At 64.9% G+C, this 25,377-nt stretch carries 22 protein-coding genes and 1 pseudogene; 6 read left to right on the forward strand and 17 right to left on the reverse strand.

Going from position 1 to position 25,377, the window contains the following annotated elements; translation table 11 throughout:
- Positions 1-77 precede the first annotated feature (77 nt).
- Positions 78-1,286 (reverse strand): 3-(3-hydroxy-phenyl)propionate transporter MhpT, encoded by a 1,209-nt coding sequence (gene mhpT, locus ROTAS13_RS00495; RefSeq protein WP_075821240.1) that lies wholly within the window; start codon positions 1,284-1,286, stop codon positions 78-80.
- A gap of 87 nt (positions 1,287-1,373) precedes the next feature.
- The gene (locus ROTAS13_RS00500; RefSeq protein WP_075821241.1) at positions 1,374-1,820 is read right to left on the reverse strand and encodes a MarR family winged helix-turn-helix transcriptional regulator; all 447 of its coding nucleotides are present in this window, start codon (positions 1,818-1,820) and stop codon (positions 1,374-1,376) included.
- Between the two features lie 141 nt (positions 1,821-1,961).
- Between ROTAS13_RS00500 and ROTAS13_RS00505 the strand changes: the two genes are divergently transcribed.
- From ROTAS13_RS00505 to ROTAS13_RS00525, 5 genes are all read left to right on the forward strand, one after another.
- Positions 1,962-3,374: an aldehyde dehydrogenase gene (locus ROTAS13_RS00505; RefSeq protein WP_075821242.1), complete on the forward strand. Its 1,413-nt coding sequence runs from the start codon at positions 1,962-1,964 to the stop codon at positions 3,372-3,374.
- Positions 3,375-3,478: 104 nt separating this feature from the next.
- Positions 3,479-4,306: a p-hydroxycinnamoyl CoA hydratase/lyase gene (locus ROTAS13_RS00510; protein ID WP_075821243.1), complete on the forward strand. Its 828-nt coding sequence runs from the start codon at positions 3,479-3,481 to the stop codon at positions 4,304-4,306.
- A 27-nt stretch (positions 4,307-4,333) separates the two neighbouring features.
- Complete coding sequence (locus tag ROTAS13_RS00515) at positions 4,334-5,854, forward strand: AMP-binding protein (RefSeq protein WP_019462510.1); 1,521 nt, start codon at positions 4,334-4,336, stop codon at positions 5,852-5,854.
- Between the two features lie 376 nt (positions 5,855-6,230).
- Positions 6,231-7,295, forward strand: coding sequence for an aromatic ring-hydroxylating dioxygenase subunit alpha (locus ROTAS13_RS00520; protein ID WP_075821244.1), 1,065 nt, complete (start codon positions 6,231-6,233; stop codon positions 7,293-7,295).
- 181 nt (positions 7,296-7,476) lie between these two features.
- Positions 7,477-8,439, forward strand: coding sequence for a PDR/VanB family oxidoreductase (locus tag ROTAS13_RS00525; RefSeq protein ID WP_216348560.1), 963 nt, complete (start codon positions 7,477-7,479; stop codon positions 8,437-8,439).
- 308 nt (positions 8,440-8,747) lie between these two features.
- Here ROTAS13_RS00525 and ROTAS13_RS00530 read toward each other — a convergent pair whose 3' ends face one another.
- Positions 8,748-10,100, reverse strand: a complete 1,353-nt coding sequence (locus ROTAS13_RS00530; protein ID WP_075821245.1) for an MFS transporter — start codon at positions 10,098-10,100, stop codon at positions 8,748-8,750.
- A 57-nt stretch (positions 10,101-10,157) separates the two neighbouring features.
- Entirely contained in the window at positions 10,158-10,481 is a 324-nt protein-coding gene (locus ROTAS13_RS00535; protein ID WP_126281720.1) for a hypothetical protein, read from the reverse strand.
- Between the two features lie 56 nt (positions 10,482-10,537).
- Between ROTAS13_RS00535 and ROTAS13_RS00540 the strand changes: the two genes are divergently transcribed.
- Positions 10,538-11,038, forward strand: a complete 501-nt coding sequence (locus tag ROTAS13_RS00540) for a MarR family winged helix-turn-helix transcriptional regulator (protein ID WP_075821247.1) — start codon at positions 10,538-10,540, stop codon at positions 11,036-11,038.
- Positions 11,039-11,043: 5 nt separating this feature from the next.
- On the opposite strand, the gene ROTAS13_RS00545 is transcribed toward ROTAS13_RS00540, so the two are convergent.
- The 13 genes and pseudogenes from ROTAS13_RS00545 to ROTAS13_RS25965 form a co-directional block, all read right to left on the reverse strand.
- A complete protein-coding gene (locus tag ROTAS13_RS00545) occupies positions 11,044-11,856 on the reverse strand; it encodes a PDR/VanB family oxidoreductase (protein ID WP_253187609.1) in 813 nt (270 codons plus the stop codon).
- A 20-nt stretch (positions 11,857-11,876) separates the two neighbouring features.
- Entirely contained in the window at positions 11,877-12,668 is a 792-nt protein-coding gene (istB, locus tag ROTAS13_RS00550; protein ID WP_305793709.1) for an IS21-like element helper ATPase IstB, read from the reverse strand.
- Positions 12,665-13,921, reverse strand: coding sequence for an IS21 family transposase (istA, locus tag ROTAS13_RS00555; RefSeq protein ID WP_075821249.1), 1,257 nt, complete (start codon positions 13,919-13,921; stop codon positions 12,665-12,667). Before istA ends, istB begins: the two co-directional genes overlap by 4 nt.
- A gap of 68 nt (positions 13,922-13,989) precedes the next feature.
- On the reverse strand, positions 13,990-14,250 hold the full coding sequence (locus tag ROTAS13_RS25960) for a hypothetical protein (RefSeq protein ID WP_216348561.1): 261 nt from the start codon (positions 14,248-14,250) through the stop codon (positions 13,990-13,992).
- A gap of 5 nt (positions 14,251-14,255) precedes the next feature.
- On the reverse strand, positions 14,256-15,287 hold the full coding sequence (locus tag ROTAS13_RS00560; protein ID WP_051004931.1) for an aromatic ring-hydroxylating dioxygenase subunit alpha: 1,032 nt from the start codon (positions 15,285-15,287) through the stop codon (positions 14,256-14,258).
- A gap of 796 nt (positions 15,288-16,083) precedes the next feature.
- Positions 16,084-17,505, reverse strand: a complete 1,422-nt coding sequence (gene fumC / locus ROTAS13_RS00565; protein ID WP_075821250.1) for a class II fumarate hydratase — start codon at positions 17,503-17,505, stop codon at positions 16,084-16,086.
- 293 nt (positions 17,506-17,798) lie between these two features.
- Positions 17,799-19,199, reverse strand: a complete 1,401-nt coding sequence (locus ROTAS13_RS00570; RefSeq protein ID WP_075821251.1) for a sigma-54 dependent transcriptional regulator — start codon at positions 19,197-19,199, stop codon at positions 17,799-17,801.
- Positions 19,174-20,988, reverse strand: a complete 1,815-nt coding sequence (locus tag ROTAS13_RS00575) for a PAS domain-containing sensor histidine kinase (RefSeq protein ID WP_075821252.1) — start codon at positions 20,986-20,988, stop codon at positions 19,174-19,176. Before ROTAS13_RS00575 ends, ROTAS13_RS00570 begins: the two co-directional genes overlap by 26 nt.
- A 31-nt stretch (positions 20,989-21,019) precedes the next feature.
- Positions 21,020-22,237: a GNAT family N-acetyltransferase gene (locus tag ROTAS13_RS00580; RefSeq protein WP_083755340.1), complete on the reverse strand. Its 1,218-nt coding sequence runs from the start codon at positions 22,235-22,237 to the stop codon at positions 21,020-21,022.
- Complete coding sequence (locus ROTAS13_RS00585) at positions 22,227-23,105, reverse strand: carboxylesterase (protein WP_019462089.1); 879 nt, start codon at positions 23,103-23,105, stop codon at positions 22,227-22,229. The genes ROTAS13_RS00580 and ROTAS13_RS00585 overlap by 11 nt, the downstream gene beginning before the upstream one ends.
- Entirely contained in the window at positions 23,102-24,148 is a 1,047-nt protein-coding gene (locus tag ROTAS13_RS00590; protein WP_252572396.1) for a hypothetical protein, read from the reverse strand. The genes ROTAS13_RS00585 and ROTAS13_RS00590 overlap by 4 nt, the downstream gene beginning before the upstream one ends.
- Positions 24,141-24,869 (reverse strand): HAD-IB family phosphatase, encoded by a 729-nt coding sequence (locus ROTAS13_RS00595; RefSeq protein ID WP_058389470.1) that lies wholly within the window; start codon positions 24,867-24,869, stop codon positions 24,141-24,143. The genes ROTAS13_RS00590 and ROTAS13_RS00595 overlap by 8 nt, the downstream gene beginning before the upstream one ends.
- 391 nt (positions 24,870-25,260) lie before the next feature.
- Positions 25,261-25,377, reverse strand: a pseudogene (locus ROTAS13_RS25965) (IS5/IS1182 family transposase); the annotation flags it as partial.

The following is a 25,377-nucleotide window of genomic DNA, read 5'->3' on the forward strand; positions in this document are numbered from 1 at the left end:
ATGTCTTGCGACAGGCCCGCGGCCTGCACAGGGGAACGGGGAAGGGGCGCCGGCAGCGCCGACGCCCCGGCAGGCCGTCAGGCCAGCAGCGCCGGACGACGGCCACGGCGGATGATCAACGCCACGGTCGCCAGGCCGCAGACCGTGACAAAGGGTAGGATGGCGAACAGCAACTGCTGCGGACCCATGCCGCTGGCCAGCAGAAAACCCGCCAGCAGAGGACCGGTAATCGAACCGATCCGCCCAACTGAAACCGCCAGTCCGACGCCGGTGCCGCGTACCTCGGCCAGGTAGCACTGCGGCGCAATACCATAAAGCAGCGCCTGCGACCCCATCAGTGTGGCACCGGTCAGAATGCCGGCCGCCACGGCTGCCGTCATATTACCACCCGGCACGACAGAGAACAGCACGACGGCCACGATCAGCACGGTGAACCAGGCGACGGTTGCCAGTGCCGGGCGGCCGCTATCCAGCAACTGGCCGCCCAACATGCAGCCTGCTGAACCGCCGATGTTGAACAGGATCTGAACCATTGCCGCCTGTTCGCGGGCAAAGCCCAGTGAGACCAGCAGCTGCGGCAGCCAGTTCAACAGCAGATACAGCACGATCATGCCAAAGAAGAACGCTGCCCATAGCAGCATCGTGTTGCCCATGCTGCCGCGTGCGAACAGCGCCCGCCAGTGGCTGGCGGGGGCGGCGGCGTTGTGGACGACACGGAACGACGGCAGGATCAGATAGAGGGGGATGACCAGCACCAGCGGCATCAGGCCACCGATGAAGAAGATCGACTGCCAGTCCTCGTGGAGGCCGACCATGGACACCAGGCTGGCAATGGCTCCGCCCAGTGGAACACCCGCGTACATGATGGCGACTGCGCGGCCGCGCCGTTCAGGTGAGGCTGCTTCGGCGGCGATCGAGATCAGGTTAGGCAGTGCGCCTCCCATACCTACACCGGTCAGGAAACGCATGATGACCAGATGATCGAATGTACCAGCCCAGGCGGTGCCGAGCGAGAAAGCGCCAAAGACCGCCAACGACAGCACCAACCCGGCTCGACGACCATAACGGTCGCCGATGATCCCTCCGGCAAGTGCGCCAAAGATCGCGCCGATTGTCGCGGACGAGAAAAACACGCCCATCTGGCTGGGATGCAGGCCGAAGGCCGGGGCCAGCTTGGGTGCGGCAACGCCAGCCGCCTGTAGGTCGAAGCCTTCGATCATGGCAGCAAGGAACACGAGTGCAAGTACCCTCGTTCCTACACCAACGTGTATGGTCGTTGTGCTCATATGGACTTTCCTCCTGGGGGCCGCGCCTTACGGCGGCGTTATGTCAGTTGTTACTGATCCGCCCGATGATGCTGGCCGGACTTCGTCTCACTCATCCTGCCAGACCTTGGAAAGCAGCCGCCGAAGCGTTTCCCGCTCATCCAAAGTCAGGGCGCGAAAAGTCTCTTCCTCGTGTGCCAGAACGCGATCCCGCCATTCGGCCAGAGCTCGCGTTCCCTGTTCGGTCAGAAACAATCTCTGGATCCGGTGGTCACGGTAGTCGGGCTGGCGTTCGATCAGTCCGCGGCTGTCCAGATCGGCGAGCAGCGGTGCGAGATTTGCGCGCTGAAGAGAGAGTCGGCGCCCGATCTCGGCTGCGGTGATCCCTGGAAACTCATGGACCATGCAGACGACCGTGAAAGGTACAAGCTTGATGTCATTCCCGAGCACGGCTGCAAGTCCAGCCACGTCGCGGAGCGAAGCGCGCCGCAGGTGATAGCCAAGAAGATCCCGAAGACTCAGGATACTGGCCCGGTCCAGTTCCAACGCTTCCATTGTTACTCCACAAAATATGCGCCTTCTGCAGATCAGGCGGTTGCAACACGCATACAGCTATGTCATATAGCAGTCAATCGCTATATGGTATTGCGATCTGGGCCGCCACCGCCATGGCGCCAGAAGCGGGGAGCGAAACAAATGACCGTCCGAGAACGCCTGTTCTGCAGGCTGAACCCAGTTACGGGCGAACAGGCCAGCGAGGCGCCCGCCCAGACAGTGGCCGAGGCATTGGCCGCGGCCGATACCGCGGCGGCCGCCTTCCCGGCATGGGCGGCGCTGGGGCCGAACGCCCGGCGTGCCACGCTGCTGAAGGCCGCCGATGCTCTCGCGGCGAAGGGCGATACATTTGTCGCCACGATGATGGCCGAGACCGGTACGACCGAAGCCTGGGCGCGATTCAACGTCATGCTGGCCTCGTCCATGCTGCGCGAGGCGGCGTCGTTGACCACGCAGGTCTCGGGTGAGGTCATTCCTTCCGACAAGGCGGGCTGCCTGGCCATGGCGATCCGCGAACCAGCGGGTGTCGTGCTGGGTATCGCGCCGTGGAACGCGCCAGTCATTCTGGGCGTGCGCGCTCTGGCGGCGCCTTTGGCCTGCGGTAACGCTGTCGTCTTCAAGGCATCGGAAACCTGTCCGCGCACCCATGCCCTGATCGTCGAGGCGCTTGAGGAAGGCGGGCTACCCAGTGGTCTGGTCAGCCTTGTGACAAACGCCCCCGAAGATGCCGCCGAGATCGTTGGCGCACTGATCGACCATCCGGCGATCCGCCGCATCAACTTCACCGGCTCGACCAAGGTGGGTCGGATCATCGCTGAACGCGCGGCACGCAATCTGAAGCCGGTCGTGCTGGAACTGGGTGGCAAAGCCCCCCTGGTGGTGCTGAAGGACGCTGACCTGGAGGAGGCAGTCAAGGCCGCAATCTTTGGCGCGTTCTTCAACCAGGGGCAGATCTGCATGTCCACCGAGCGGATCATCCTGGTGCCCGAGATCGCCGACGAGTTCGTCGACCGCTTCTCTGCCCGCGCCTCCCAACTGAAGGCCGGCGATCCACGCACCGGCAAAACCCCGCTGGGCGCGGTGGTGGATCGCCTGACGGTGGAAAAGGTAACCGCGCTGATCGAGGACGCGCGGACCAAGGGCGCCACCATCCACAGCGCCGGAGCTGCCGAGGGCGTGCTGATGCCAGCCCAGGTCGTGGACCATGTGACGCCGGAAATGCGCCTCTATGCCGAGGAAAGCTTCGGCCCTGTCGTGGCCATCATTCGGGCAGATGGCGAGGAGGACGCCATTCGTCTGGCCAACGACACGGAGTATGGCCTGTCTGCCGCTGTCTTCACGCGTGACATCGCGCGTGGCCTGAACATCGCCAAGCGGATCAAATCGGGTATCTGCCACATCAATGGCGCGACGGTCCACGACGAGGCGCAGATGCCGTTCGGCGGCACCAAGGCCTCCGGTTATGGCCGGTTCGGCGGCAGTCCTGGTATCGCCGAGTTCACCGAGTTGCGCTGGATCACTGTCGAGACCCTGCCTGGACACTATCCGCTGTAACCCTGTGGCGCATCGTTCCTGCGCCCTTCGATCATCATCAAGCGCCGCATTCCTGCGCCGGCACGGCGCAGGCCACACCGCACACACTCAAGGAAGAGCTCAGCATGGCTAACGATCACGACACCGTCGTCTATGACGTCGAGGACGGCATTGCCTGGTTGCGCTTCAATCGCCCCGACAAGCGCAACGCCATGTCGCCCCGGCTGAACCGGGCCATGATGGTCGCGCTGGATGAGCTGGAGTTCCGCAACGATGTGGGTGTCCTGGTGCTGACTGGAGAGGGCTCGGCCTGGTCCGCCGGCATGGACCTCAAGGAGTATTTTCGTGAAACCGAGGCCAACGGCCTCCGTGGCATTCGTCAGGCCCAACGTGAATCCTATGGCTGGTGGCGCCGTCTGCGCTGGTACCAGAAGCCCACCATTGCGATGGTAAACGGCTGGTGCTTTGGCGGCGGCTATGGCCCGCTGTTCGCTTGCGACCTGGCCTTCTGCGCCGATGAAGCCACTTTTGGTCTGTCGGAGATCAACTGGGGCATCCTGCCCGGCGGCGGCGCCACCAAGGTCGCGGTCGAGCTGCTGAGCTTTCGCCGTGCCATGTATCACGCCCTGCTGGGCGAACCGATCGACGGCAAGACCGCCGCGGAATGGGGGCTGGTCAATGAAAGCGTGCCGCTGGTTCAGTTGAAGGATCGCGTGACCGACGTGGCCAGCAAGCTGAACGAGCGTAATCCGGTCACGATCAAGGCGATCAAGGATGCCGTGCGCCGTGTTGGCGACATGACCTATGACGACGCCGAAGACTATCTACTGCGCGCGCAGGAGGCTGCGAACTCATTCGACAACGACGGCCGCAAGGAAGGCATCCGTCAGTTCATCGACGAGAAGAGCTATAAGCCTGGCCTTGGCGCCTATGACCGGTCCCGTAGGAGCTGAAGGCAGCCAGCAAGGGAGGAGGACACCGTGCTCAACTTCCTATCCCCCGACCCGATCGCGCTTCATGCGCGGTTACGGCCGGACGCGATGGCCGCGATGGATCTATCGCTGGAACGGCGCTGGACCTATCGCGAGCTCGATACGGATATCCAGCGTGCGATCAGTGCGCTGACGGCCAGGGACGTGAAGGAGGGGGATCGCGTAGCGACGCTGGCCAGGAACAGCGTGCACCAAGTGATCCTGCAACAAGCTCTGATGCGGATCGGGGCGATCTTCGTGCCACTGAACTGGCGCCTGTCATCGGTCGAGCTTGGGCGGCTGGTGCTGGATTGCGCCCCTCGGCTCCTGATCGCGGATCAGGAACTTCCGCCATTGCCTCCGGATTGCACGGCAGAGACAATGGCCAGCTTCGCCGCAGCCGTTGATGGAGCACAGCCTGCGCCTGCCTGTCCACCCCATTCCGGGCTGGATTGCTGCATCATCCTCTACACTTCGGGGACTTCGGGGACGCCCAAGGGCGCCATGCTGACATCCCAGTTCCTGCTCGCTACAGGCGTGAACTTCAATGTGCTGGGCGAGGTCGACACCGGTGCGGTTTTCCTTTGCGACAGCCCCATGTTTCACGTTATCGGCATTGTGACGCAGATCTGGCCACCATTCCTGCGCGGCGGCACGATCATCGTTTCAGCCGGATTCAACCCCGAGAAGACCAATGACCGCCTGAGCAACCAGGACTTCAGCGTCACGCACTATTTCTGCGTGCCTCAGATGGCCGAAGCCTTGAGATATGCTCCGAACTTCGCGCCTCGACGCTGGACTCGGCTCAAGGCACTTTTCACGGGCGGTGCACCGAATCCTCCTGCACATATCCGCTGGTGGCTGGACCAGGGTGTGTGCGTGGTCGATGGCTATGGCATGACAGAAACGAGCACCACACTCGGGATGCCTCTTTCTCCCAAGCTGATCCGCGAGAAAGCTGGCGCCGTAGGCTTGCCTGGCCCGCTGACCACGGTGCGGTTGATCGATTATGATGGTCGTGAGGTCGCCGACGGAACACCCGGGGAAATCCTGGTCTTCGGCCTGAACGTCATTTCGGGCTATTGGAACCGACCCGAAGAGCGCGATCGTGCCTTTACACCTGATGGATGGATCAGGACGGGTGACATCGGTGTTCGCGATGCCGACGGCTTCATCTCGATCGTAGACCGGCGCAAGGACATGTTCATCTCGGGTGGCGAGAACGTGTATCCCGTCGAGGTTGAGGCTGCGCTGATCGAGCATGAGGACGTGCGCGAGGTGGCGGTGATTGGTGTTCCGGATGAACGTTGGGGTGAGGTCGGGCGTGCCTTCATCGTACCGGCTCCGGGACGTTCGCCCAGTGAGGGCGAGCTTACAGCGCACTGCCTGTCCTTGATAGCTCGGTACAAGGTGCCGAAGAGCTTTCTTCTTGTGGAGGCTCTACCCCGTACGGGTTCAGGGAAGGTGATGAAGCACGTGCTGCGGCGATCCGTGGCCAGCGGTGAAGAAACAACTCTTTTGCGAGGGTAATCGCCCGGCAATCGGGGAGGTCCCGAAGGCAGGCGCTAAATCTCCTGAACCGCGATTTGCACCGCATGAAGGAGCATCACGGAGTCGGGAGAAACACAGAAGGTTCTTCCGTCGCTGAGCCTGCCTGACACGTGCACATTCGAATTACTCGTTGAGTCATTCAGGAAGACTCAGATGACCCAACGCACTCATATCCTTCTTTGTTGAATATGACGTCGATGAAGCAGAGGATCGTTTCGGCTAGCTGCAGCTCTGATCGGCTATGCCAGAGCGCATGAACGTTGCGGAGCGCTCATGTAAATCAACTACGGCAAACAAGGCTAACAGGCACCAGAACCGGATGGCCGAGCTGAGGCCAATCAGATGGGGAGAGAAAATGACAAAGTTCAAGTGGCTGAATGACGCTTGGTACGTCGCGATGTACTCCGACGCTCTGAAGGCTGGAGACATCGTCCCACGTGTGATGCTGAACCAGGGCATCGCACTGTACCGCAAGGCGGATGGCGTGGTCGTGGCACTTGAGGATCGCTGTCCACACCGCAACGCGCCGCTCTCGCTAGGCAAGGTGTGCGGGGACGACCGGATTGCCTGCGCCTATCATGGGCTGGAATTCGACGAGACCGGGAAGTGCGTGTTCAACCCGCATGGCGAAGGCCGGATTCCCGCCGCCGCCAGGGTGCGTGCTTATCCGGTCGAGGAGAAGTACGGCATGATCTGGGTCTGGATGGGAGATCTCGGCAACATTGCTCCGACGCCGGTGATCGACTTCTTGGAACCTGGTACGGGATACGTCCATTCCAAGCCAAATGTCATCAAGATGAATACTCCGTGGGAGCTGATCATCGACAATCTTGTCGACCTCAGTCACGTCAGCTTCCTGCATGACGGAGTGCTGGGAAGCCGCGACATGATTGGCGCGAAAAACGAGTTGGTCCAGACCGGCAACACCATCGTCGTCTCGCGCATCATGCCAAATGTAAGTCCTCCCGAATATGCGGACCTTCTGTATCACGGTGACCAGAAGCCCGTCGACAAATGGCATACCGTGACCTGGATGCCGCCGACGATCATCCTGCTGGACATCGGACTGACCGATAGGGGAGCGGAGCGTTCACAAGGAACGGGTGTCTATGCCGCGCATCTGATCACACCGGAAACGGAAGAGTCGAGCTACTACCACTTCCTCGCCGTGCGCTGGAACCTGGTCCAGCGCAGTCCCGAAGAACATGAACGTATCGAGAAGCGGCTGGCTGAAGCGCGGGTCCATGCCTTCGCCAACCAGGACGATCCGATGATGCGGGCACAGTACGAGGTGATGAAGCGATACGGGGGAGAGCTTAAGCCCGTCATGTTGGACATTGACGTCGGTGTGGCGCGTTGGCGTCGCATCATCGAGAAACTCGCCACCGCACAACAGAATGACGCTGCTGCCGTGGCGTAGTAGCCGGTCTTGCTCGCCCAGGAGGCTGCGAGGGAGATCGCAGCCTCGATAGGCTGCTTGATCGAGGTCCCCGGTCTCCCTGTCACTTTGTGGGGTGGCCGGACAGGCTTCAAGCACGGGCTACATGATGCTGACACAAGAATGGACGCGGACGCCATTCGGGTGTGGGAGGGAAATAAGAATGGTCCATCTTGTCAAAGTGCGTATTGCTCGGGCCTGGATGGAAACTCCCGATATCAGGGTGCTCGAGTTGGCACCGCAGGAAGCCGTGGCTCTGCCCATGGTTTCGGCCGGCAGCCATATCGATGTTCATATGCCGAATGGCTTGGTGCGCCAGTACTCCATCTGCAACGGGCCCGGCGGAACGGGTTTCTATCGGATTGCCGTCAAGCTCGAGGCCCGCTCTCGGGGTGGGTCGAGAAGCATGCATCAGGATCTGGAGCCGGGTGACGCCTTATCCATCAGCCAGCCGAGGAACCACTTCGCGTTGTCGGAAATTGCGGGTGAGCATCTGCTTGTCGCAGGTGGCATCGGCATAACGCCGATCCTCGCCATGGCTCGAGCGCTGGCCGAGCGGGGTAGCCCTTTCCGGCTCATCTACTTTGTGCGAGGGCCTGAACATGTCGTGTTCAATGACGCTCTGAGCGATGGCCGCCTCGCGAAGCACCTGGTGCTGCATACCGGTTTGAGCGCCGACCAGACAGCTATGGAACTGACGCGAGACATTGTGAGTTCCGGGGACAACAGCCACCTCTATGTCTGCGGTCCGGCAGCCTTCATGGAGGCGGCATTGACGATCGCGGTAGCGGCGGGCTGGGCCCCGGAACGGCTCCATCGCGAGTATTTCTCGGCCTTAGTCGATGAGACTGTCTCCAAAGGCGCGTTTGAAGTCGAGGCCCGGCGTACAGGAAGGACTGTCAGCGTCGCGGCAGACGAGACAATCGTGGCCGCACTGGCTCGCGATGGTATTAACGTCGACGTTTCCTGCGAACAAGGAGTCTGCGGTACTTGCCTGACAGTGGTGCTGGATGGAACGCCGGACCACCAAGACATGTATCTGACCGACGCCGAGAAAGCCCGGAACGACAGGATGTGCTTGTGCGTTTCACGTGCACGATCAGCACGGCTCGTGCTTGATCTCTGAAGGCCGCTACACTCTGTACCACGAATGTGAAAGGGGTGGATGAGCTTGTCTGATGTGATGAGCGGTTCGCTATCACCTTCCTTGTCGTTGCATCATTTTTTCGGAGTTTAGAGCCTGCGACAAACCCGGTGCGGTTGTTCATCCCGCTCCCGATCTCCACACTGGCTAGACGGTATGGAAGGCACTGGCTCCATTCCTCCAGACCTAGGGCAACCCGCGCACGCATGTTGCCCCAAGGCGCCAAGCTTTCATGGTGGCACCACCAACTTGACGGTCAGCTGCCATCCTGTGTGGCCAGTGGCGACTGTTCAAAGGTCTCCGAAAGCGGCCTCCGGTGCAGTGGTTACCTTCGCCACATGGACGGGGCTTGCGGCAATACGGCTGATGACGACGGCTGCAAGTAGCATCGGCAGCGCCATAACCGCGAAATAGGTGAGGGGGGACCATCCGCCCGCGATAAGCATGCCTGCCAGGAACGGGCCAACCGTCGCGCCTAGCCGTCCACACCCGAGCGCCAGTCCGGCCCCTGTTGCACGTACCGTAGGCGGATAAACCGTCGGTACCAGGGCATAAAGTCCGACGATCACGCCATTCATGAAGAAGCCGATCGCGAATGCTCCCGAGAGAAGCGCGATCGTCGACCTCGGCAGCATACCGAAGACCACGACGCTCACGAAGCACAGGGTCATGTAGGCAATGGTGAGCCGGCTAAGGCCGAACCGGTTCGTACACCAGCCAAGCAGGACCCCCCCGATCACCCCTGCAATATTCATCAGGACGGCGCCGGAAATGCCACCCTCCATGGACATGCCGAGGTCGACGAGGATCTTGGGCGTCCAGTTGAGAAGAAAGTAGAAGGTCATCATCGCCAGGAAGAAGCTGCTGCAGACAAGGAGTGTCGTGCGCCTCATGGTACCGGAAAGGATCGTCCCGAATTCGGTCCTATGGCGTTCGTGCACGGCCACTGGCGGCAGGCTGTCGAGCACAGGCAACTGCAACCGGGACAAGGCATTATTGATCTTACCCAGTGCATCGACCGGACGGCGTGCCAGCAAGAAATCGATGGACTCTGGAAGAGCCAGTGCAACCAGCACTGCGGTCACGGCCGAAAGTATGCCGCCGGCCAGGAATACCGAATGCCACCCGAAATTGGAGATGAGGAAGACCGCGACAATCCCGCCGATGGTCGCTCCTGCGGCATAACCCATCGTCATCAGACCGATGCAGAGATCTCGACGCTTTTGAGAAGCATACTCCGCGATCAGCGTGTTGATGCTGGGGAGTATTCCGCCAATACCCAGCCCTGTCACAAATCGCAGGATGAGAAGTTGGGTTGTGCTCTGCACTGCCGCCGACAGCAGCATTCCGAGCGTCATAAGGGCGAGGCAGATCAATATGCTCACCCGGCGCCCGTACCGGTCCGCGAGTGGCGAGAGCAGAACGGAGCCGGTTGCCATGCCTGCCAGACCCGCGCTGAAGAGGATCCCGAGCTCGGTCGGCTGAAGCCCCCATTCCTTCGCAATGGCCGGGGCCGTGAAAGCCATGGCGAGAACGTCAAATCCGTCGAGAAGATTGATGAAGATGCAGATTCCCACCACCATCGTCTGGAACGGCGTCATATTGCGTTCCCGGACGTGCCGACCTATGTCGTCAGCATTCATGTTATCCTCCTGCTTTGTTAATTGGTGTGCTGTAGATAACTTAGTGCCGGTTGGTCTCTACTCGTCGAATACTTCCTCAACGACACTGTCGCGCACCGTGACCACGGCGCTGACCTGCTGGACCAAGGCGGGATGTCCGGCGACAAACTGGCGATAGGAATTTGTCCCTCGCACCAGGGCGATGTCGGCCGTCTCCGTGGTTGATTCGCCGCCGTTGGATAAGATCTCGTCCGTCACCAAGCGAACGAAGGCCCGCCAGTCCTGTGCCGCATCGTCCAAGTCGAGTGGCTGTCCGTCCTGTCCGAGGACACCGACACAAACATCTCCACGGCGCCGGATCGTCTGCAGCGTCACGGCCAGGGCAAAGAGGTCGGTAGTCATCAGCCTCGTCATACGCTTTTATTCCCTTCCCCTAAGGTAGGAAGGATCTGGCTCGTATGGCGCACGGCTCGAAGAACGGACCGGTGCTGGACCTTGAGAACTATCTCCCGTTCTTCATCACAGGTCTCTCCAACTCCCTGGCCACAGGGGCGTCGCGTACCTACCGCGAGCATTTCGGGATCGGTGTTGCCGAATGGCGGCTGATGACCATGCTGGCTCAGGGCGATGGCCTGACACTTCAGATCGTCGCCGATGCCACGGGGGTCGACAAGTCGGCTATCAGCCGGGCGGAGAATGTCCTGTTCCAGGCTGGATACACGCGCTCGGAGCCTGACGAGACGGACCCGAGGCGCAAGTTGATCTGGCTGACGCCCGCGGGCCGGGCGCTTCATGACCGTGTCTTGAAAGTTGCGTTGGCGCGAGAAGCGCTGCTCATGAAGGGGGTAAACGCGGAGGAGCGTCGTCTGCTTCTGCAGCTCCTGCGCCGCCTCATGACAAACGTTCCGGCTGTCAATGCCTATGAGCCGGAAGCTCCAGCGCCCCATAAGCGGCCCTGAGCGCCTCATAGATCGAGCACCAGCACTGGCGTCCGTGCCCGCGAGCAACAGGGCGTGAACTGGTCATTCGCCGAACGCTCGCTGTCGGTGAGCACCTGGTCCCGGTGGTCCGGCTCTCCATCCAGCACCCTGGTCAGGCATGTGCCACAGACACCCTGCTCGCAGGAGACATTCACTTCGGTGCGGTGTTCTGCCAACACGCTCACGACCGAGCGTTCTGGTGGCACCAGGAACCTGGCGCCGGTACTGGCGACCTGCACCTCGAAGGCCGTATCCGCACCGGTTTGCGTGGCAGCAGGCGCCGCGAAGTACTCGCGGTGCAGGTGTTCCGGCGGCCAGCCCAAGCCTTTCGCGGTGTCCAGCACGGCGCTCATGAAGCCCGTCGGGCCGCACACGTAAAGCTGGGTATCGGGCGCATGTCCGGAAAGCAGCCCTGCAAGGTCCAGGCGCGGCTGATTCGGTTCGTCATCGCAGTAGACATGGGAGAAACCAGCCAGCGGTCCCCCATCGATGCTTCGCAGGAAGGCCATACGGCCGCGGGAGCGGCCAGCGTAGTGCAGTTCGAATGACTTCCCGGTCCGGGCCAGACGCTCCGCCATGCAGAGGATCGGTGTGATGCCAATGCCGCCTGCAAAGAGCATGCTGTGCCCATCCGAAGCAGAAAGAGGAAAGAGGTTGCGGGGCGCACCCACCTCCACCAAGTCTCCTTCCTCGAAGCGTTCCGTCAGGCCGCGGCTTCCTCCAGCAGAATCCGGCGTGCGGAGGACCGCGATGCGATAGATATCAAGCGACATCAGGAACCCGGCCACCGGCGACACTGAGAACCCGGCCACCTCCGTTACTGTGATGCCCCGGCGGGTTCCGGTGCGGGTGTTGCCTTGAGCAGCCCCGAGCGGCGTTTCTCTCGCAGCCGGTAGCTGTCGCCGCGGATGGTCAGCACGTGGCTATGGTGCAGCAAACGGTCCAGGATGGCGGTTGCAACGACCTGGTCCCCCAGCACCGTACCCCAGTCACTCACGGCGCGATTGGACGTGACCAGGAGGCTGCCGCGCTCGTAGCGACGGCTGATCAGTTGGAACAGCAGATGGGCCGCGGCGGGTTCGAACGGCAGGTAGCCGAACTCGTCCACGATCAGCAGCTTTGGCTTGGCCAACTGCGTCAGCCGCTGTTCCAGCCTGCCTTCCGCATGCCCCATGACCAGGCTCGTCACCAATGCCGTCGCCGGGGTGAACAGCACGGAGTGGCCGTGGCGGATCGCCTCGCGACCAAGGGCGATGGCCAGGTGCGTCTTGCCGACGCCAGGCGGGCCCTGGATCAGCAGAGCATCGCCGTTGGCCACCCAGCGGCAGGCAGCCAGGTCGCGGACCTGCCTGGCGTCCAGCGAGGGTTGGGCAGTGAAGTCGAACCCCTCCAGCGTGCGCTGGTAGGGGAACTTCGCGATGCTGGTGGCCATCTGGATGCGCCGCTCCTCGCGGTGCGACACTTCGGCCCGGCACAGCAGTGCCAGCGTCTCGCGCAGCGACAGGTCGCCTCGAGCGGCGTCGTCCAGCAGCCCGTCGAGCCGGTCCCGTATCGCCCTCAGCTTCAACCGCGCCAGCATCTCGGGCAGCGCATCCCCCTCGGTGCTCACCAGCCGCCTCCCACCGCCTGCTCATATTCAGCCAGGGGGCGCAGCAACTCGATGCCGGATGACATGACGGGCGGGATGGCACTGTTGTCAGCGTCGCTGGCCGGATCCGGGCGGCATGGCACGATGCCGTGCAGGTGAGCGCGATCGACCGCACGCTCGCGGCGACCAAGGCGGCGATCATGGCAGGCGACCTCGACCCCGGCATGGTGGATGCGGACCTGGCCACCACCGACCTGCACGCTGACCTCCGCCCCAATCAGCCGCCACGGCACGCTGTAGTGGTTGGTGTCGACGTCCACGCAGGCATCGTTCTGCACCCGGCGTGTCAGCTCGCGCAGTTGCTGGAACGGCGGGCGGCCGTTCAACGGGCGCAGTGCCGCGGCCTCCTCGCGCTTGAACCGCACGATCGGCGCCTCGCCCGTTGTCCCGTGTACACGGAGGTCGGCCACCTCGCGCATCCACCAGGCTAGGTGCGCCTCCAGCGCGCCCCAGGAGGCGAAACGCCGCCCGGCGATGGCGTTGCCTTTGACATAGCCGACACCGCGCTCGTCCTTGCCCTTGGTGCGAGCCCGATAGGGTGCGCAGGCCACCGGTCGCACATCCCAGTACCGGGCGAATGCGTGCAGCCGGTCGTTGAACTCGACCTCGCGCGTGGCGGCATCGTGGTGCCGGACCAGGGCGCGGGCATTGTCGAGCAGGAGTTCACCCGGCAAGCCGCCGAAGTGGCGAAACGCCCCCTCGATCCCCTCCAGCCAGGCCGACTGCCGCTCGTGCCGGAAGGCCCGGGCATAAACACGCCGCGAGTAGCCCAGCGTCGCCACGAACAGGTACACCCGGCCCGGATCCTCGCCCTCGATCGCGATCCTTCGCTGGCCGAAGTCGATCTGCAACTGGCGCCCGGGTGGGGTCTCGAACCGTACCGTCGCCAGCGCCTCCGCGGCGAGCTCGCGACGAAAGTGCCCCACGGCGCGCTCCACCGTGCGCAGGCTGACCACGATGCCGAGTTCAGATGCCAATTCCTGGCGGACAACATCGGCATTGCCGCGGTGGCACCGAAGCCGCTCGGCCAGCCAGCCCGCATGCCCCGTCAACAGGCTCGGGCGGGTCGCCACCCGGCAAGGAGACCAGCCGCCCGCGGCCAAGTACCGCTGCACCGTCTCACGGTTGCAGCCCAGCTCCGCCGCAATCCGCCGCGTGCCCCAGCCCAGACCATGAAGCCGCTGCATCGCCGCCACCTCATCCGGCGTCCTCATAGCCTGTCTCCGCCCGTCCCTGCCGGGTGGAAACATGCCCAATCGATCCATCATCCTGCCTCTCCCTCCTACGCGAGGTGGCTGGGTTCCTGATGTCGCCTCCGGATGGATTTACCCTGTCGCCTGACACGATAGAGGCGACGGTCGTCCGGCGAATTGCACAGCGAGTACTGCCGCACGATCCCTTCCGCGACCTTCACATCGATATGGGATCCAGCGTCGAAGGACGGAAGAGCCTCACCGTCACGCGACGCCAGATCGAAGGAGAATATGTCTTCGGCTTCGCGTTGCTTGCGCAGAATGCGAAGCGTAAGCCAGGGCTGGAGCATGGATGCTATTCCGCCGCAACCTGCGTACGTTCGGCTTCCATCAGCCGCGCGAGAATCCGGCGTGCATGGTTGCCACCCGCGTCGCTGACGATATCGACCTTCGGCCGCAGAGGGTCTTCGCTGAGTCGGATCTGCTGCTGTTCAAGAACAGCCCGGTCCTCGACGAAGGTATCGTAGGTCTGCCGGAAGACAGTCTCGGGAACGCCGTTCGCGACTGCATCGGTCGCAATGGACCAGAAGTAATGCGTCGTGCTTTCCGTCTCCGGCGTGATCCCGTGGAATCCCGACATCGAGAAGCCCTGGTCGCGACGACCTTCATAAGCGCCGGTGCCGGCATCGCACCCGCCGGTGTTGATGCGAATCAGGACCGGCTCAAACTCGATCTCCTGCCAGCGGTCGATCAGACCAGTGAACCCTTTCGCTGCCACATAGGTCGGTGGCGGCGCGGAGTTTGGCATCCGGCGTTCGACCCGGACCGTTCGCTCGGTACGCGTGGTGGTCATCTGCGCGCGGAAGTGGATCGCCGGATTTCCGCCGATCGTCTTGGGATGCACATAAGAGAGGTGCGACAGGTCGAGCAGGTTTTCGATCAGGAGCTGCCAGTTGCCTTGCAGGTGGAAGTAGGATGGCGTCCACGCCCACCTTGGATTGTCATGCACCTCATACGCCGGGATCTGGGCTTCGTCGGCCTGTTCCTGGTCGCCCATCCAGATCCAAAGCACATGATTTCGTGCCACCAGCTTATAGCTTCGCACACGCGCGGAGCTCGGGACCTTGTCCTGCGCGGGAACCTTGGTGCAGGCACCGTTCGTTGCGAATTCAAGCCCATGGTAGAAGCACCGGAGAGCCTCACCCTCGACGACGCCGCTGCTGAGCGGCATGGCGCGGTGACAGCAGCGATCCTCAAGAGCACCAATCTCGCCCGCCATGGTTCGGAACAGCACCACGGGCAAGTTCAGGAAGCGTCGGGCTACAACACTGCCCGGCTGAAGGTCCGCTTCCCAGCCAGCCACATACCAATTGTTCATCAGAAACATGCTGAACCTCCCCAGTCCGCCGCCTAATGAGCTCGGCTCCGTTGTCAATCCGGACCGTTGCAATCACATCGATGCATCCACATTAGTGATTCCTGGTCGCACTTCAAGCCGAATTTGTGCTCCCGTTACACACCTCCCCGGCACACCCTTCGATAGCAGGCCTGAGTTGGGGCCATGCGGCCACTGCCAAGTGCTTTGGCTTCAGGAGGCGGCGAGCAGGGCTGGCATATCGTGGCGCACGCTATGGTCCTCAGCGCGACTTTCTGTTGCGGCGCAACAAGACGCGGACCTTCGCAGCAGCTGCCTTGCCGTCTCCGGTGCGCATCACCGGGGCAGGGCTGGCGCGCGTCTCTCGGGGCAGGGAGGACTATGGCTGTGCGACGAGGGGTTCCGGCGTGCCCTGCGGAAAGCCATCGAGCAGCACTGATGCCCGACGTTCCGCGGCCTCCGGCTCGGGCTGGATCCGGGAAAGTCCCAGGGCCAGCCCGGCATCAGCAAGCGGCGCTGGAGACGGCGTCCGCTCTGCCGGGAACAGCATGCCTGATGCGGCCGCACCCACAAGCGGCATTGACCCCCGCATAACCTCGCTTCGGATGCCGGGGCCGGAAGAAACCCTCCCACAACCAGGACGACCTCGCCCGTGCCAGGCCCGAAAAAGCGGAAGAACATGCTGGACCTGAGGACACTACCAAGGCGCATCCCACCGCTGAAGCCGTCAAGGAGGTTTGGCGACCGGGACATAGGCTGGCCTGACCTCCGATCCAGCCAGGGGCGGAAGCAGGCCAGAAGCCGAAGCCTATGGCTTTGGCCCGGTCATGTCCTCCGCGCGCACCCATTGGTCAAACTGCTCGTCCGTGACATGGCCAAGTTTCAAAGCCGCTGCGCGCAGGGTCGTGTTCTCGCGGTATGCAGTCATCGCGATCTTGGCCGACTTCTCGTAGCCGATATGTGGGTTGAGTGCGGTGACAAGCATGAGTGAACTGTCCAGGTGCTCGCGGATGCGCTCCTCGTTCGGCTCGATGCCGCGAGCGCAGTGCTCGTCGAACGCGCGGCAGGCATCGGCGATCAGTTCGGCCGATTCCAGCACGTTGTGCACCATGACAGGCTTGTAGACGTTAAGCTGGAAGTTGCCCTGGCTGCCCGCGAACGCAACGGCTGCGTCATTGCCGTAGACCTGCACGGCGACCATTGTCATCGCCTCGCTTTGCGTCGGGTTGACCTTGCCCGGCATGATGGAGGAACCCGGCTCATTCTCCGGGATCCGCAGCTCGGCGAACCCTGCGCGGGGACCACAGGCATACCAGCGTACGTCGTTGGCGATCTTCATCAGAGCGCCGGCCAGCGTGCGCAGGGCCGCACTGGTGTTCACGAGGTCGTCGTGGGCCGACAGGGCGGCGAACTTGTTCGGTGCGGAGATGAAGGGGTGGCCCGTCTCGTTCGCGATGAACCGGGCTGCGGTCTCGCCGAAGCGAGGGTCGGCATTCAGCCCGGTGCCCACCGCGGTCCCGCCGATCGCCAGGCGGAGAAGGCCCTTCAGCGCATGCTCCAGCGTCGCAACGGCGTCGTCCAGCTGCGCCACCCAGCCGCCGATCACTTGGCCCAGCGTCACCGGGGTGGCGTCCTGCAGATGGGTGCGGCCCACCATGACGATCCCTTCGTATCGCCGCGCCTTGGCGTCCAGCGTGTCACGCAGTTGCTGCACAGCCGGAATCGTGGTGCCCGTCAGCACTTCCACTGCCGCGATGTGCATGGCCGTCGGGAAGGTGTCGTTCGAGGACTGGCTGTGATTCACATCGTCGTTCGGATGCACCGGCTTCTTCGATCCGACCTGCCCACCGGCGATCTGGATCGCGCGGTTCGCGATCACCTCGTTGGCGTTCATGTTGGTCTGGGTGCCGGAGCCTGTCTGAAACACGACCAGGGGGAACTCGGCGTCCCAGCGGCCGGCGATGACCTCGTCCGCCGCGCGCACGATCAGATCGGCCTTGTCGCGCGGGATCTGGCCGAGTTCGGCATTGGCCTGGGCCGCGGCCTTCTTCAGGATACCCAGGGCGCGGATCACCGGGCGGCCGAAGCGGAAGCGGTCAACGCCGATGGGAAAGTTCACGCGCGACCGCTGCGTCTGGGCGCCCCAGAGGTGATCGGCCGGAACTTGAACCTCTCCCATGGAGTCCGTTTCGGTTCGGAAAGCTGGCTCCGTACTGTTCTCGTGTGTCATCTATCCTCCACTCCGGACGAGACTGGCTGAGACGGCCCGCTTCACGTTCACGGGAAAGTGCAAACGAATGTCATTATCATATAAAGGCCGATGCTTGGGAAGCTACGAGCCGATCATAATAACGGCTGACTCGATCTTTGCTCACGCCCGATGTCATGAAGATTCCGATGCCCGCCAAGCCTTTTCCTGAAAGAGACTTGTCAATCTCCGAAGCCAGGACGGCCGGGTCGGCCATGTCCCCGGCCTCTGGCCTCGAAGCACCGGTCGTCCCGTCTGGCGGCCTCACCGTCCCGCTAAGCGCCCGGCTCCGTCCGATCGTCCCGAAGATGACGGTCGATCCGGATCTCCAGCTTCTTCATGCGATGCCAGAAGCTGCGCTCGCTGATGCCCAGGCGTTCGGCCGCGCGTGCCTGCACGCCCCCTGATTGCCGCAGCGCCTCCAGCATCATCTCCCGTTCCAGCCGCGTCAGTTCGGCGTCGAGATCCCCCGGCAGCCGCGCCGCGGACGCGGACGGTACACGGGTCTCGAAGAGATAGCGCGGCAGATCCGGCAGGTCGATGATCTCCGCTCGCGCCACGATCACCGCCCGTTCCACGCAGTTCTGCAACTCCCGCACATTGCCCGGCCAGTCATAGCTCTCCATGGCCGCCAGCGCCGCCGGGCTGAAGCCGGAAATGCGCTTGCCCATCGAGGCGGCGTGCTGCTGCAGGAAACGCTGCGCGAGCAGCGGCACGTCGCCGGTCCTCTGGTTCAGGGGTGGCACATTGATCGGGAAGACATTCAGGCGGTAGAACAGGTCCTCGCGGAACCGGCCGTCTTCCACCGCACGCCGCAGGTCGCGATGCGTCGCGGCGACGATGCGCACATCCACCTTGATGGTCCGCGTACTGCCGACCGGCTCGAAGCACTGCTCCTGGATAGCACGCAGCAGCTTCGCCTGGATGGCGAGGGGCATGTCGCCAATCTCGTCCAGGAACAGCGTGCCCTGATGCGCCATGGTGAAGCGGCCGTCGCGACTGGCAATGGCGCCGGTGAAGGCGCCCTTCACATGGCCGAACAACTCGCTTTCCAGCAACGCCTCGGGGATTGCGGCACAGTTCACCGCGACGAAGCCCCGCTTGCGCCGGTCGCTGTTGTAGTGGACGGCACGGGCGAAGAGCTCCTTGCCCGTGCCGCTTGGCCCTTGCAGCAGCACCGTGGCGCGGCTTTCGCAGACCTCGGCGACCTGCTGCAGCGCCTGCTGGAAAACCGGGCTCCGGCCGACCATGTTGGAGAAGTCGTGGCGCCCTTCCAGCTCCTGCCTCAGGCGCTGGTTTTCGCTTTCCACCTGCTGCACATGCAGGGCGCGCTGGATGGTGGTCACCACCTCGTCGAGGTCGAAGGGCTTGGCGACATAGTCGAAGGCGCCTTCCTTCACCAGCTCCACCGCGTCGCGCACACTGGCATAGGCTGTCATGATCACGACCGGCAGGCCGGGGTGCTCGGCCCGCAGCCGCCGCAGCAGCTCCTGCCCTGAAAGCCCCGGCATCCGCAGATCCGTCAGCACGAGATCCACGCGCTGCGCGGCCACATGCCCGAGGGCCGCATCGGCGGAGCAGGCGAAAGCTGCCTCGAAGCCGCGCCCTTCGAGGCCGACAGCCAGCACCTCCGCCAGCCTCGCCTCGTCGTCAACGATCAGGATGGAGGAGGCCATCACCTTTCTCCTCGGCGAGGGGGAAATGGAAGACGAAGCGGGCCCCGCCGCCGATCCGGTTATCGGCCTCGATGCGGCCGCCATGCCTCTCCACCACGGCGCGCACGCGGGCGAGGCCCAGGCCGGTGCCATGCAGCTTGCTGGTCACGAAGGGATCGAAGAGCCGGTCCACGATCTCCGGGGCGATGCCCTTGCCCGTGTCCTCCACGCTCGCCAGCACGACTGCCGCCTCCCGCGACACCCGGATGGTGATCTCTCCCCCGTCCGGCATCGCCTCCATGGCATTGATCAGCACGTTCAGGAACGCCTGATGCAGCAGTTCGGCATCGCCGGCGATCCTGACCGGAAGGGAGGGCTTCAGGATCGCGCAGGTGATGCCCCGGCGGCTCAGCTCCGCCTCGGCGAAATCGGCCACGCCAGCGATCACGTCGTCCGCCAGGTCCAGTACCTGCAGGCGAAGGGCACGCGGGCGCGCATAGTCGATCAGGTCCTGCACGAGATGATCGATGCGCTTCACCTCGTCCAGCACGAAGTCCAGCAGCCGCTCGGTCCCGGGCGAAAGCCCGTCGCGGCCCCGGATGACCCGGCTGGAGGTCTTGATGATGCCCAGCGGGTTGCGGATCTCGTGCGCGATGGTGGTGGCGGCCTCGCCAAGCGTGGCGAGCGTCTCCCGCCGCCGCATTTCCGCCTCCATGCTGCGCAGCCGCTCCAGCTGCTCCGTCATGGCGTTGAAGCCGCCCGTCAGTTCCGCCAGCTCGCCGTCTCCGCTTTCCCGGACACGGGTCGCATAGTTGCCGCTCGCCACCTGCCGCAGGCCGGCGGTGAGGTCCCTGACCGGCCGGGAGATCCGCGCGGACACGACGAGCGCCACCACGAAGGAGAGCAGCCCGGAGCAGAGCGACAGGACGACGAAGAGCTGGAGCAGGCCCAGATTCGACAGGACCGGCGTGTTGCTGGCGAGGCGCGCGGCGATGATCCCCACGAGCGCACCCTGGCGGTCGCGCAGCGCGGCAAAGCCGCTGGCCAGCCTGTCGTCTGGCAGGGCCATGGCGGAAACGCTCTGCTCGCCGGCCTCCAGGCGGGCGAGGGCCTCGAGTGGTACGGAGAAGCCGGGGAGGCCCTCCCGCTTCGAGAAGCTGAGCGCCGGCGTGCCCCGGGCGCCGAAATAGCTGACCTGCAGCGAGGAGATCGTCTGCGCGGCCGCGATGAGCCGGTCGTTCACCTTGTCCGCCACGAAGGCGATATAGGGGCGCCCGTCGAAGAGGAAGCGGTGGGAGGAGCCGAGCAGCAGCACCGGCGTGCCCCCCGCCATGGTCATGTAGAACCCGGCCCCGTCCTGCCGGGGAAGCCAGGCGGTGTCGCCGGACAGCCCCTGGCTCAGCACCACATGGCCGTCCGGGTCGTACAGGGCGACCAGGTCGTAGCCCGTGGAAACCAGGAGATCCGCGGAAAATCCGGCGAGGCCGCCCTCCAGCGTCTGCGCATGGGTCAGGCTGTTGGCGAAGATGGCGGTGGCCAGCCGCGCCTCCTCTTCTGCCTCCAGCAACTGCCTCACGATGAGCCGCGCGGTGTCGTTCAGCCAGCGCTCGCGGCTGCGCTCGAAACGCGAGGAGATCATTTCCGCCGCGACATAGCTCGCCAGCAGCACGGGGATGACGCTCACCAGCATGAAGGCGAAGGTCAGTTGCCAGCGCAGCCTGACCTTCGGGAAGACCGCGCCCCGAAGCCGGTCCCATGGGCGCGGCCGGAGGCCCTGCCCGTGGTTCCCCGGCTTCCAGGCAGGCGGCATCGCGTCGGCGGGTTTCCGCACCGTCCGGGCATCACCCCCGGACAGCGGAACGCGCGCCCTGATCGCGTAGATCAGGGTCCCAGCGGTCGAAGGCCAGATAGGGTGCGGCGAGGCGGAGCGCACGGTTCAGTACGGGATTACGGTGTCGGGCGAAGATGGCGCAGGGCTCCAGACGGCTTCCGAAACGCAACTTGGAGGCATAGGCGGTCTGGCCGGATTGCAGCAGATGGCGTCCCGTTTCCAGGGCGAAGCGGACATTCTCCGCCCAGCTCACGGCATAGAGATTATGCTGCCGTGCCAGGGGGTAGGCCATGCCCAGGAACTTGTCGATGACGCGGTCCCTTTCCAGCAGCAGCAGGTTGAAGGCCGCCAGCTCCCCGCCCACCCAGTAGAGCACGAAGCGTGCCCGGCCCGGCAGGGCCTCGGCCACGGCGCGGAAATAGTCCCGGGGGAGTTCCTCGAAGGGCCCGTAATGCACGCCGCTCTGCCGCCGGGTGGATTCGTAGAGTGCCTCGATCGCTGCGGCGAGTTCCCCTGGATGCTCCCTGTGCTCGATGCGCACGGCCCCGGCGCTGCGCAGCTTCCGCCGCAGGTCCTTGCGCGTGCCAGCGGACAGGGAGGCGAGATAGGCCTCCATCCCGCCCGCTCCTGTGCCCAGATCCAGCACGGCGACCGGCAGGCTGGCGATGCGCTGGAACCCGGCGGGCTCCAGCACCGGCGCCAGCCGCGCGGCATCCCCGGCATCCAGGTCCTTGAAGGCCAGGAGCGGTGCGCGCGCCGCGCGGGCCTCCCCCTCCAGCGCCCCGAGCAGGGCCCGCAGCGCCGCGGCCTGCCCTTCCGCCGTCAGCCCGGGTCGCAGGGCGAGGTGGCAGCGCTCGGTGAAGGGGGAGCCGGCCGCGAGCAGCCTGAGCTGCGCCACGGGGCGGAGCAGCCGGGCCAGGCCGCGCCCCAGCCGCCCGGAGCCTTCCTGCAATGGGGTATCGAGGCGGTAGGACATGCGGAACAGCGGTACGGCCGCCACCAGCCCCTGTCCGTCATGGACAGCCGCCGCGCCGATCCGCAACTCCGGCAACGCCCCGGCCTCGCAGGCGGCATGGTAGGCCCAGCTCTCCGCCTCGCCGGGCAGGCAGGACTCCCAGGCCTCGCGCGGCAGGGCATGGATGCCGGGCAGGATTCTGGCCCGCAGACCGGCGCCCGGGTCATGGCCGAACCCCTCGGAACCGGGCAGCAGGCCCCCCTCAGACAGCATCGCACAGATGGGCCGCATCATTGTCCGAGACCACCTCCGGCTTCGCGGCAAGCGGGGCGAGTTCCCACCCACCGGCCTGACGGACGAAATCGGCCACGCGCCGGTTCACGATCTGGCGCTGCCGGTCCACCGTGATGATGTGGTAGCTGTCCTCCAGCACCAGCGTCTCCACCCGGCCGCCGAGATGGCGCTGGAAGTGGAAGGCGTTGCGAAGGCTCGCCACGTCGTCCTCGCGCGCATGGATCAGCAGCGTGTCCTGGCGGATCTCCGGCAAGGTGCCGCGCATGTCCGCGACCAGCCGCCACATCTCCCGGATCGCCAGGGCCGGCGTCGCCTCCAGTCCGGCATCGAGGTTGCCCGGCGTGTTCAAGGACTTCTGGACCCAGCGACGGATGCGGGGGTCCTTGATGCCGAAGGGCTCCTGCTCCCGGAAGCGATAGCGGCGGCCGAAGGGCAGATGCACCAGCCCGCGCAGGAGGAAGCTGAAGCGCGGCATCGCCCAGCCGTCGTAGCGGAGGGTCGGGGCCAGCAGGACCAGCCCCTGGACCCGTTCCGGCTCCTCGCGTGCCAGCCGGGCAGCCAGCACGGCCCCCATGGACAGGCCGCCGACAATCACCGTGTCGCAGCTTTCGCGCAACCGGGTCAGCGCGGCCTCGACGCTGTCGTACCAGTCGCGCCAGCCGGTCCTGGCCAGTTGCTCCTCCGTACCGCAATGGCCGGCAAGCTGGCAGCAGAGCACATGGGCGCCGGTCCCGTAGAGGCTCCGGCCGAGATGGGCCATCTCGGCCGGGGTTCCGCCCAGCCCATGGATCAGCAGCACGCCGGTCCTGGTCCGGCCCCGGAGGAAGCAACTGCGGTCGACGATCATGCGGAAGGGCCTTGGGCGGCAAGGAGCCGTTCGGAAGGAAGGGGGAGGGGAGGGGCCGTTCCCGGCAGGGCGCCGAAGCCCTCCAGGATACGGCGGTTGCTGCGGTCGTTGACGGCAAGCGCGGCCGCGGAAGGCTCCGGCACGGTGGCCCGGTCGGTGGCGGACAGCAGCCAGCGGAACGGGTCGCGGAAGCGCGGCGGCGAGTAGTCGCCGCAGACATCCATCCCCAGGATGCCGCGCCGGCGGCCGAGCCGCTGCACCGCGCCCAGGATCGCCGACAGCGCCATGCCGCCCTGCTCCCAGTTGGTCAGCGCCTCGTTGGGGCCGAGCACGTCCTTGTCCAGTGAAAACCAGAGTGGGCGGCCGGGCAGCCGCGCATCCAGCGCTTCCAGGAAGCCGTCCCAGGAGGCATCGGCCAGGGAATCCCAGGCGATGCGGCCACCGCCAGCGCGGCAGCCCGGCGCCTCGAAGGGGCGTCCCCAGTAGCGGCTTTCCATGCCGCGCCAGGCATGCACCTCCAGCCGCCCTTCGCGCAGGGCGCGGAGATTGGCACCCTTCCATTGCGGCCGGACCAGGTCCTCCCCGGCCGGACCGATGGTCACCACCTGTGCCACCTGCGGCAGTTCCAGCGCCCGGTTGATCCAGGCGCCGCAGTTCACCGTGGCCGGGAAGCGCACCCAGTCCGGGTGGTTGTCGAAATGCAGCAGCGTCACCTTCTCGCGCAGCCGGGCGAGGAAGAGCGTGGCGAGGTGATGGAAGTCGCCGGAGCCGTAGAAGGCGATGGTGCCGGGGACGTTCTCCGCCCCCGCCGCCTCGCGCAGCCTTTCCCGCAGCCGGGCCAGCGGCCGGCAGGCGGCGACGATGCGCAGCCGGGGTGCCAGGTCACGCGCCCCGATGCGGATCGCGCGCCCGTCGCGCAGCAGCCCGGCGAGGCCGGGCTGGCTCGTCAGGGAGGCATCCAGATCCAGCACCAGCACGGGCGGGCGTGCCGCCCCTGTCCCGGAACAGGCGCGGCCAGGCCCGATCGACAGGGTCTCAGGCAAGGCTGCGCTCCCGCCAGCCGTGCGGGCCCTTCGCGGGGACAGCCAGCGGGGCATTCGGAGCACGGTGCGGGCGGCTCTCCAGCCAGGCCAGGAAGCGCGGAAGCAGCTCGGCGAAGTCGCGGAAGGGCTGGTGCGCAATGCCCTCGGCCTCGCAATGGGCGATCAGGCGGCTCTTGGCAAAGACGAACCCGGCCTCGCCCGCGGCGCAAAAATCGGAACGCCCATCGCCGATGAGCAGTCCCGGCAGGCCGGCCGGGCCGGTAAGGCGGGCGCATTTGCAATGGCCGGATGCAGCCCGGCATTCGGCGCGGGCATGGGGAAAGCGCAACGCCCAGTGTTCCGCGCCCACCCGCTCCAGCCGGTTGGCCAGCACCGGCAGCTCGCCCAGCCCGGCCTGGCGCAGCACGCCAGACACCACGCGGTCCAGCCCGTCGGAGAGGACCGTCACCGGCAGGCCCCGCGCCCGGCAGAAGGCCATGAAAGCCGGCACGCCGGGATCGATCCGCACCGAGGCGATGAAGCCGTCCAAAGCTTCCGGCGTCAGGCGCAGCAGCTCCACCTGCCGGCGCAGGCATTCGCGCGAGCCGATCGCGCCGCGCAGCCATTCGGCCTCGACATCCAGCCAGGCCGGGTCGGCGAAGCGTTCCAGCAGGAGGTCGGTCGTATCCTGGAGGGAGATCGTGCCGTCGAAGTCGATATAGACCTGGAACTCTGCGGACACCGTGCTGGCCTCATCAAGGGCGGGTGGTGTCGCTAGCGCAAGGCGCGTGCCATCGAGTGCCTGAAGGGGAAAACAGCCTCCAGCCTGGGGAAACCGACGGCAGAGGCCCCCGGACGAGCGGTTCCGGAGCTACAAATCTTGTAGCCATCCCCGGAATGCGGGGTCCGGCATCCGGTCAGCCGAGCCTGCCTGCCAAGCCGGGATATCGCCATGCCGCCCATAAAATCCCGCCGAATCAATTCATTGTTTCGTGATCCCTCATTCTCTCCCGTCTGCCATCACGGCTGGAACAGCACCTGCAATGGCCTGCCCACCCGGCCTGCCGGTCCCGTACCCCGATGGCGCGGCGACCCGGGGGGCGCGGCAGATCGGTATCCGCTGAGACCCCGTTTCATAACGGCTGAGCCAGACGCCGGACGAGGATCATGGCGGCGGCGAGGGTGAAGAAGGCGACGGCGGAACCGACGGTGGCCTCGTGATCGCGAGCGAGGCGTCGGCAGCGGCCGAA

Source organism: Roseomonas sp. TAS13 (genome assembly GCF_001950415.1).
Lineage (GTDB): Bacteria > Pseudomonadota > Alphaproteobacteria > Acetobacterales > Acetobacteraceae > Roseomonas > Roseomonas mucosa.

Coding starts and splice junctions, on each gene's coding strand:
- ROTAS13_RS00560 (WP_051004931.1), bottom strand. CDS start 15,287: ATGTTTCTGATGAACAATTGGTATGTGGCTGGCTGGGAAGCGGACCTT.
- ROTAS13_RS00500 (WP_075821241.1), bottom strand. CDS start 1,820: ATGGAAGCGTTGGAACTGGACCGGGCCAGTATCCTGAGTCTTCGGGAT.
- ROTAS13_RS25960 (WP_216348561.1), bottom strand. CDS start 14,250: ATGCTCCAGCCCTGGCTTACGCTTCGCATTCTGCGCAAGCAACGCGAA.
- fumC (WP_075821250.1), bottom strand. CDS start 17,505: ATGACACACGAGAACAGTACGGAGCCAGCTTTCCGAACCGAAACGGAC.
- ROTAS13_RS00570 (WP_075821251.1), bottom strand. CDS start 19,199: ATGGCCTCCTCCATCCTGATCGTTGACGACGAGGCGAGGCTGGCGGAG.
- ROTAS13_RS00580 (WP_083755340.1), bottom strand. CDS start 22,237: ATGCTGTCTGAGGGGGGCCTGCTGCCCGGTTCCGAGGGGTTCGGCCAT.
- ROTAS13_RS00575 (WP_075821252.1), bottom strand. CDS start 20,988: ATGCCGCCTGCCTGGAAGCCGGGGAACCACGGGCAGGGCCTCCGGCCG.
- ROTAS13_RS00525 (WP_216348560.1), top strand. CDS start 7,477: ATGGTCCATCTTGTCAAAGTGCGTATTGCTCGGGCCTGGATGGAAACT.
- ROTAS13_RS00505 (WP_075821242.1), top strand. CDS start 1,962: ATGACCGTCCGAGAACGCCTGTTCTGCAGGCTGAACCCAGTTACGGGC.
- ROTAS13_RS00530 (WP_075821245.1), bottom strand. CDS start 10,100: ATGAATGCTGACGACATAGGTCGGCACGTCCGGGAACGCAATATGACG.
- ROTAS13_RS00535 (WP_126281720.1), bottom strand. CDS start 10,481: ATGACTACCGACCTCTTTGCCCTGGCCGTGACGCTGCAGACGATCCGG.
- istA (WP_075821249.1), bottom strand. CDS start 13,921: ATGAGGACGCCGGATGAGGTGGCGGCGATGCAGCGGCTTCATGGTCTG.
- ROTAS13_RS00540 (WP_075821247.1), top strand. CDS start 10,538: ATGGCGCACGGCTCGAAGAACGGACCGGTGCTGGACCTTGAGAACTAT.
- ROTAS13_RS00520 (WP_075821244.1), top strand. CDS start 6,231: ATGACAAAGTTCAAGTGGCTGAATGACGCTTGGTACGTCGCGATGTAC.
- ROTAS13_RS00585 (WP_019462089.1), bottom strand. CDS start 23,105: ATGATCGTCGACCGCAGTTGCTTCCTCCGGGGCCGGACCAGGACCGGC.
- ROTAS13_RS00510 (WP_075821243.1), top strand. CDS start 3,479: ATGGCTAACGATCACGACACCGTCGTCTATGACGTCGAGGACGGCATT.
- mhpT (WP_075821240.1), bottom strand. CDS start 1,286: ATGAGCACAACGACCATACACGTTGGTGTAGGAACGAGGGTACTTGCA.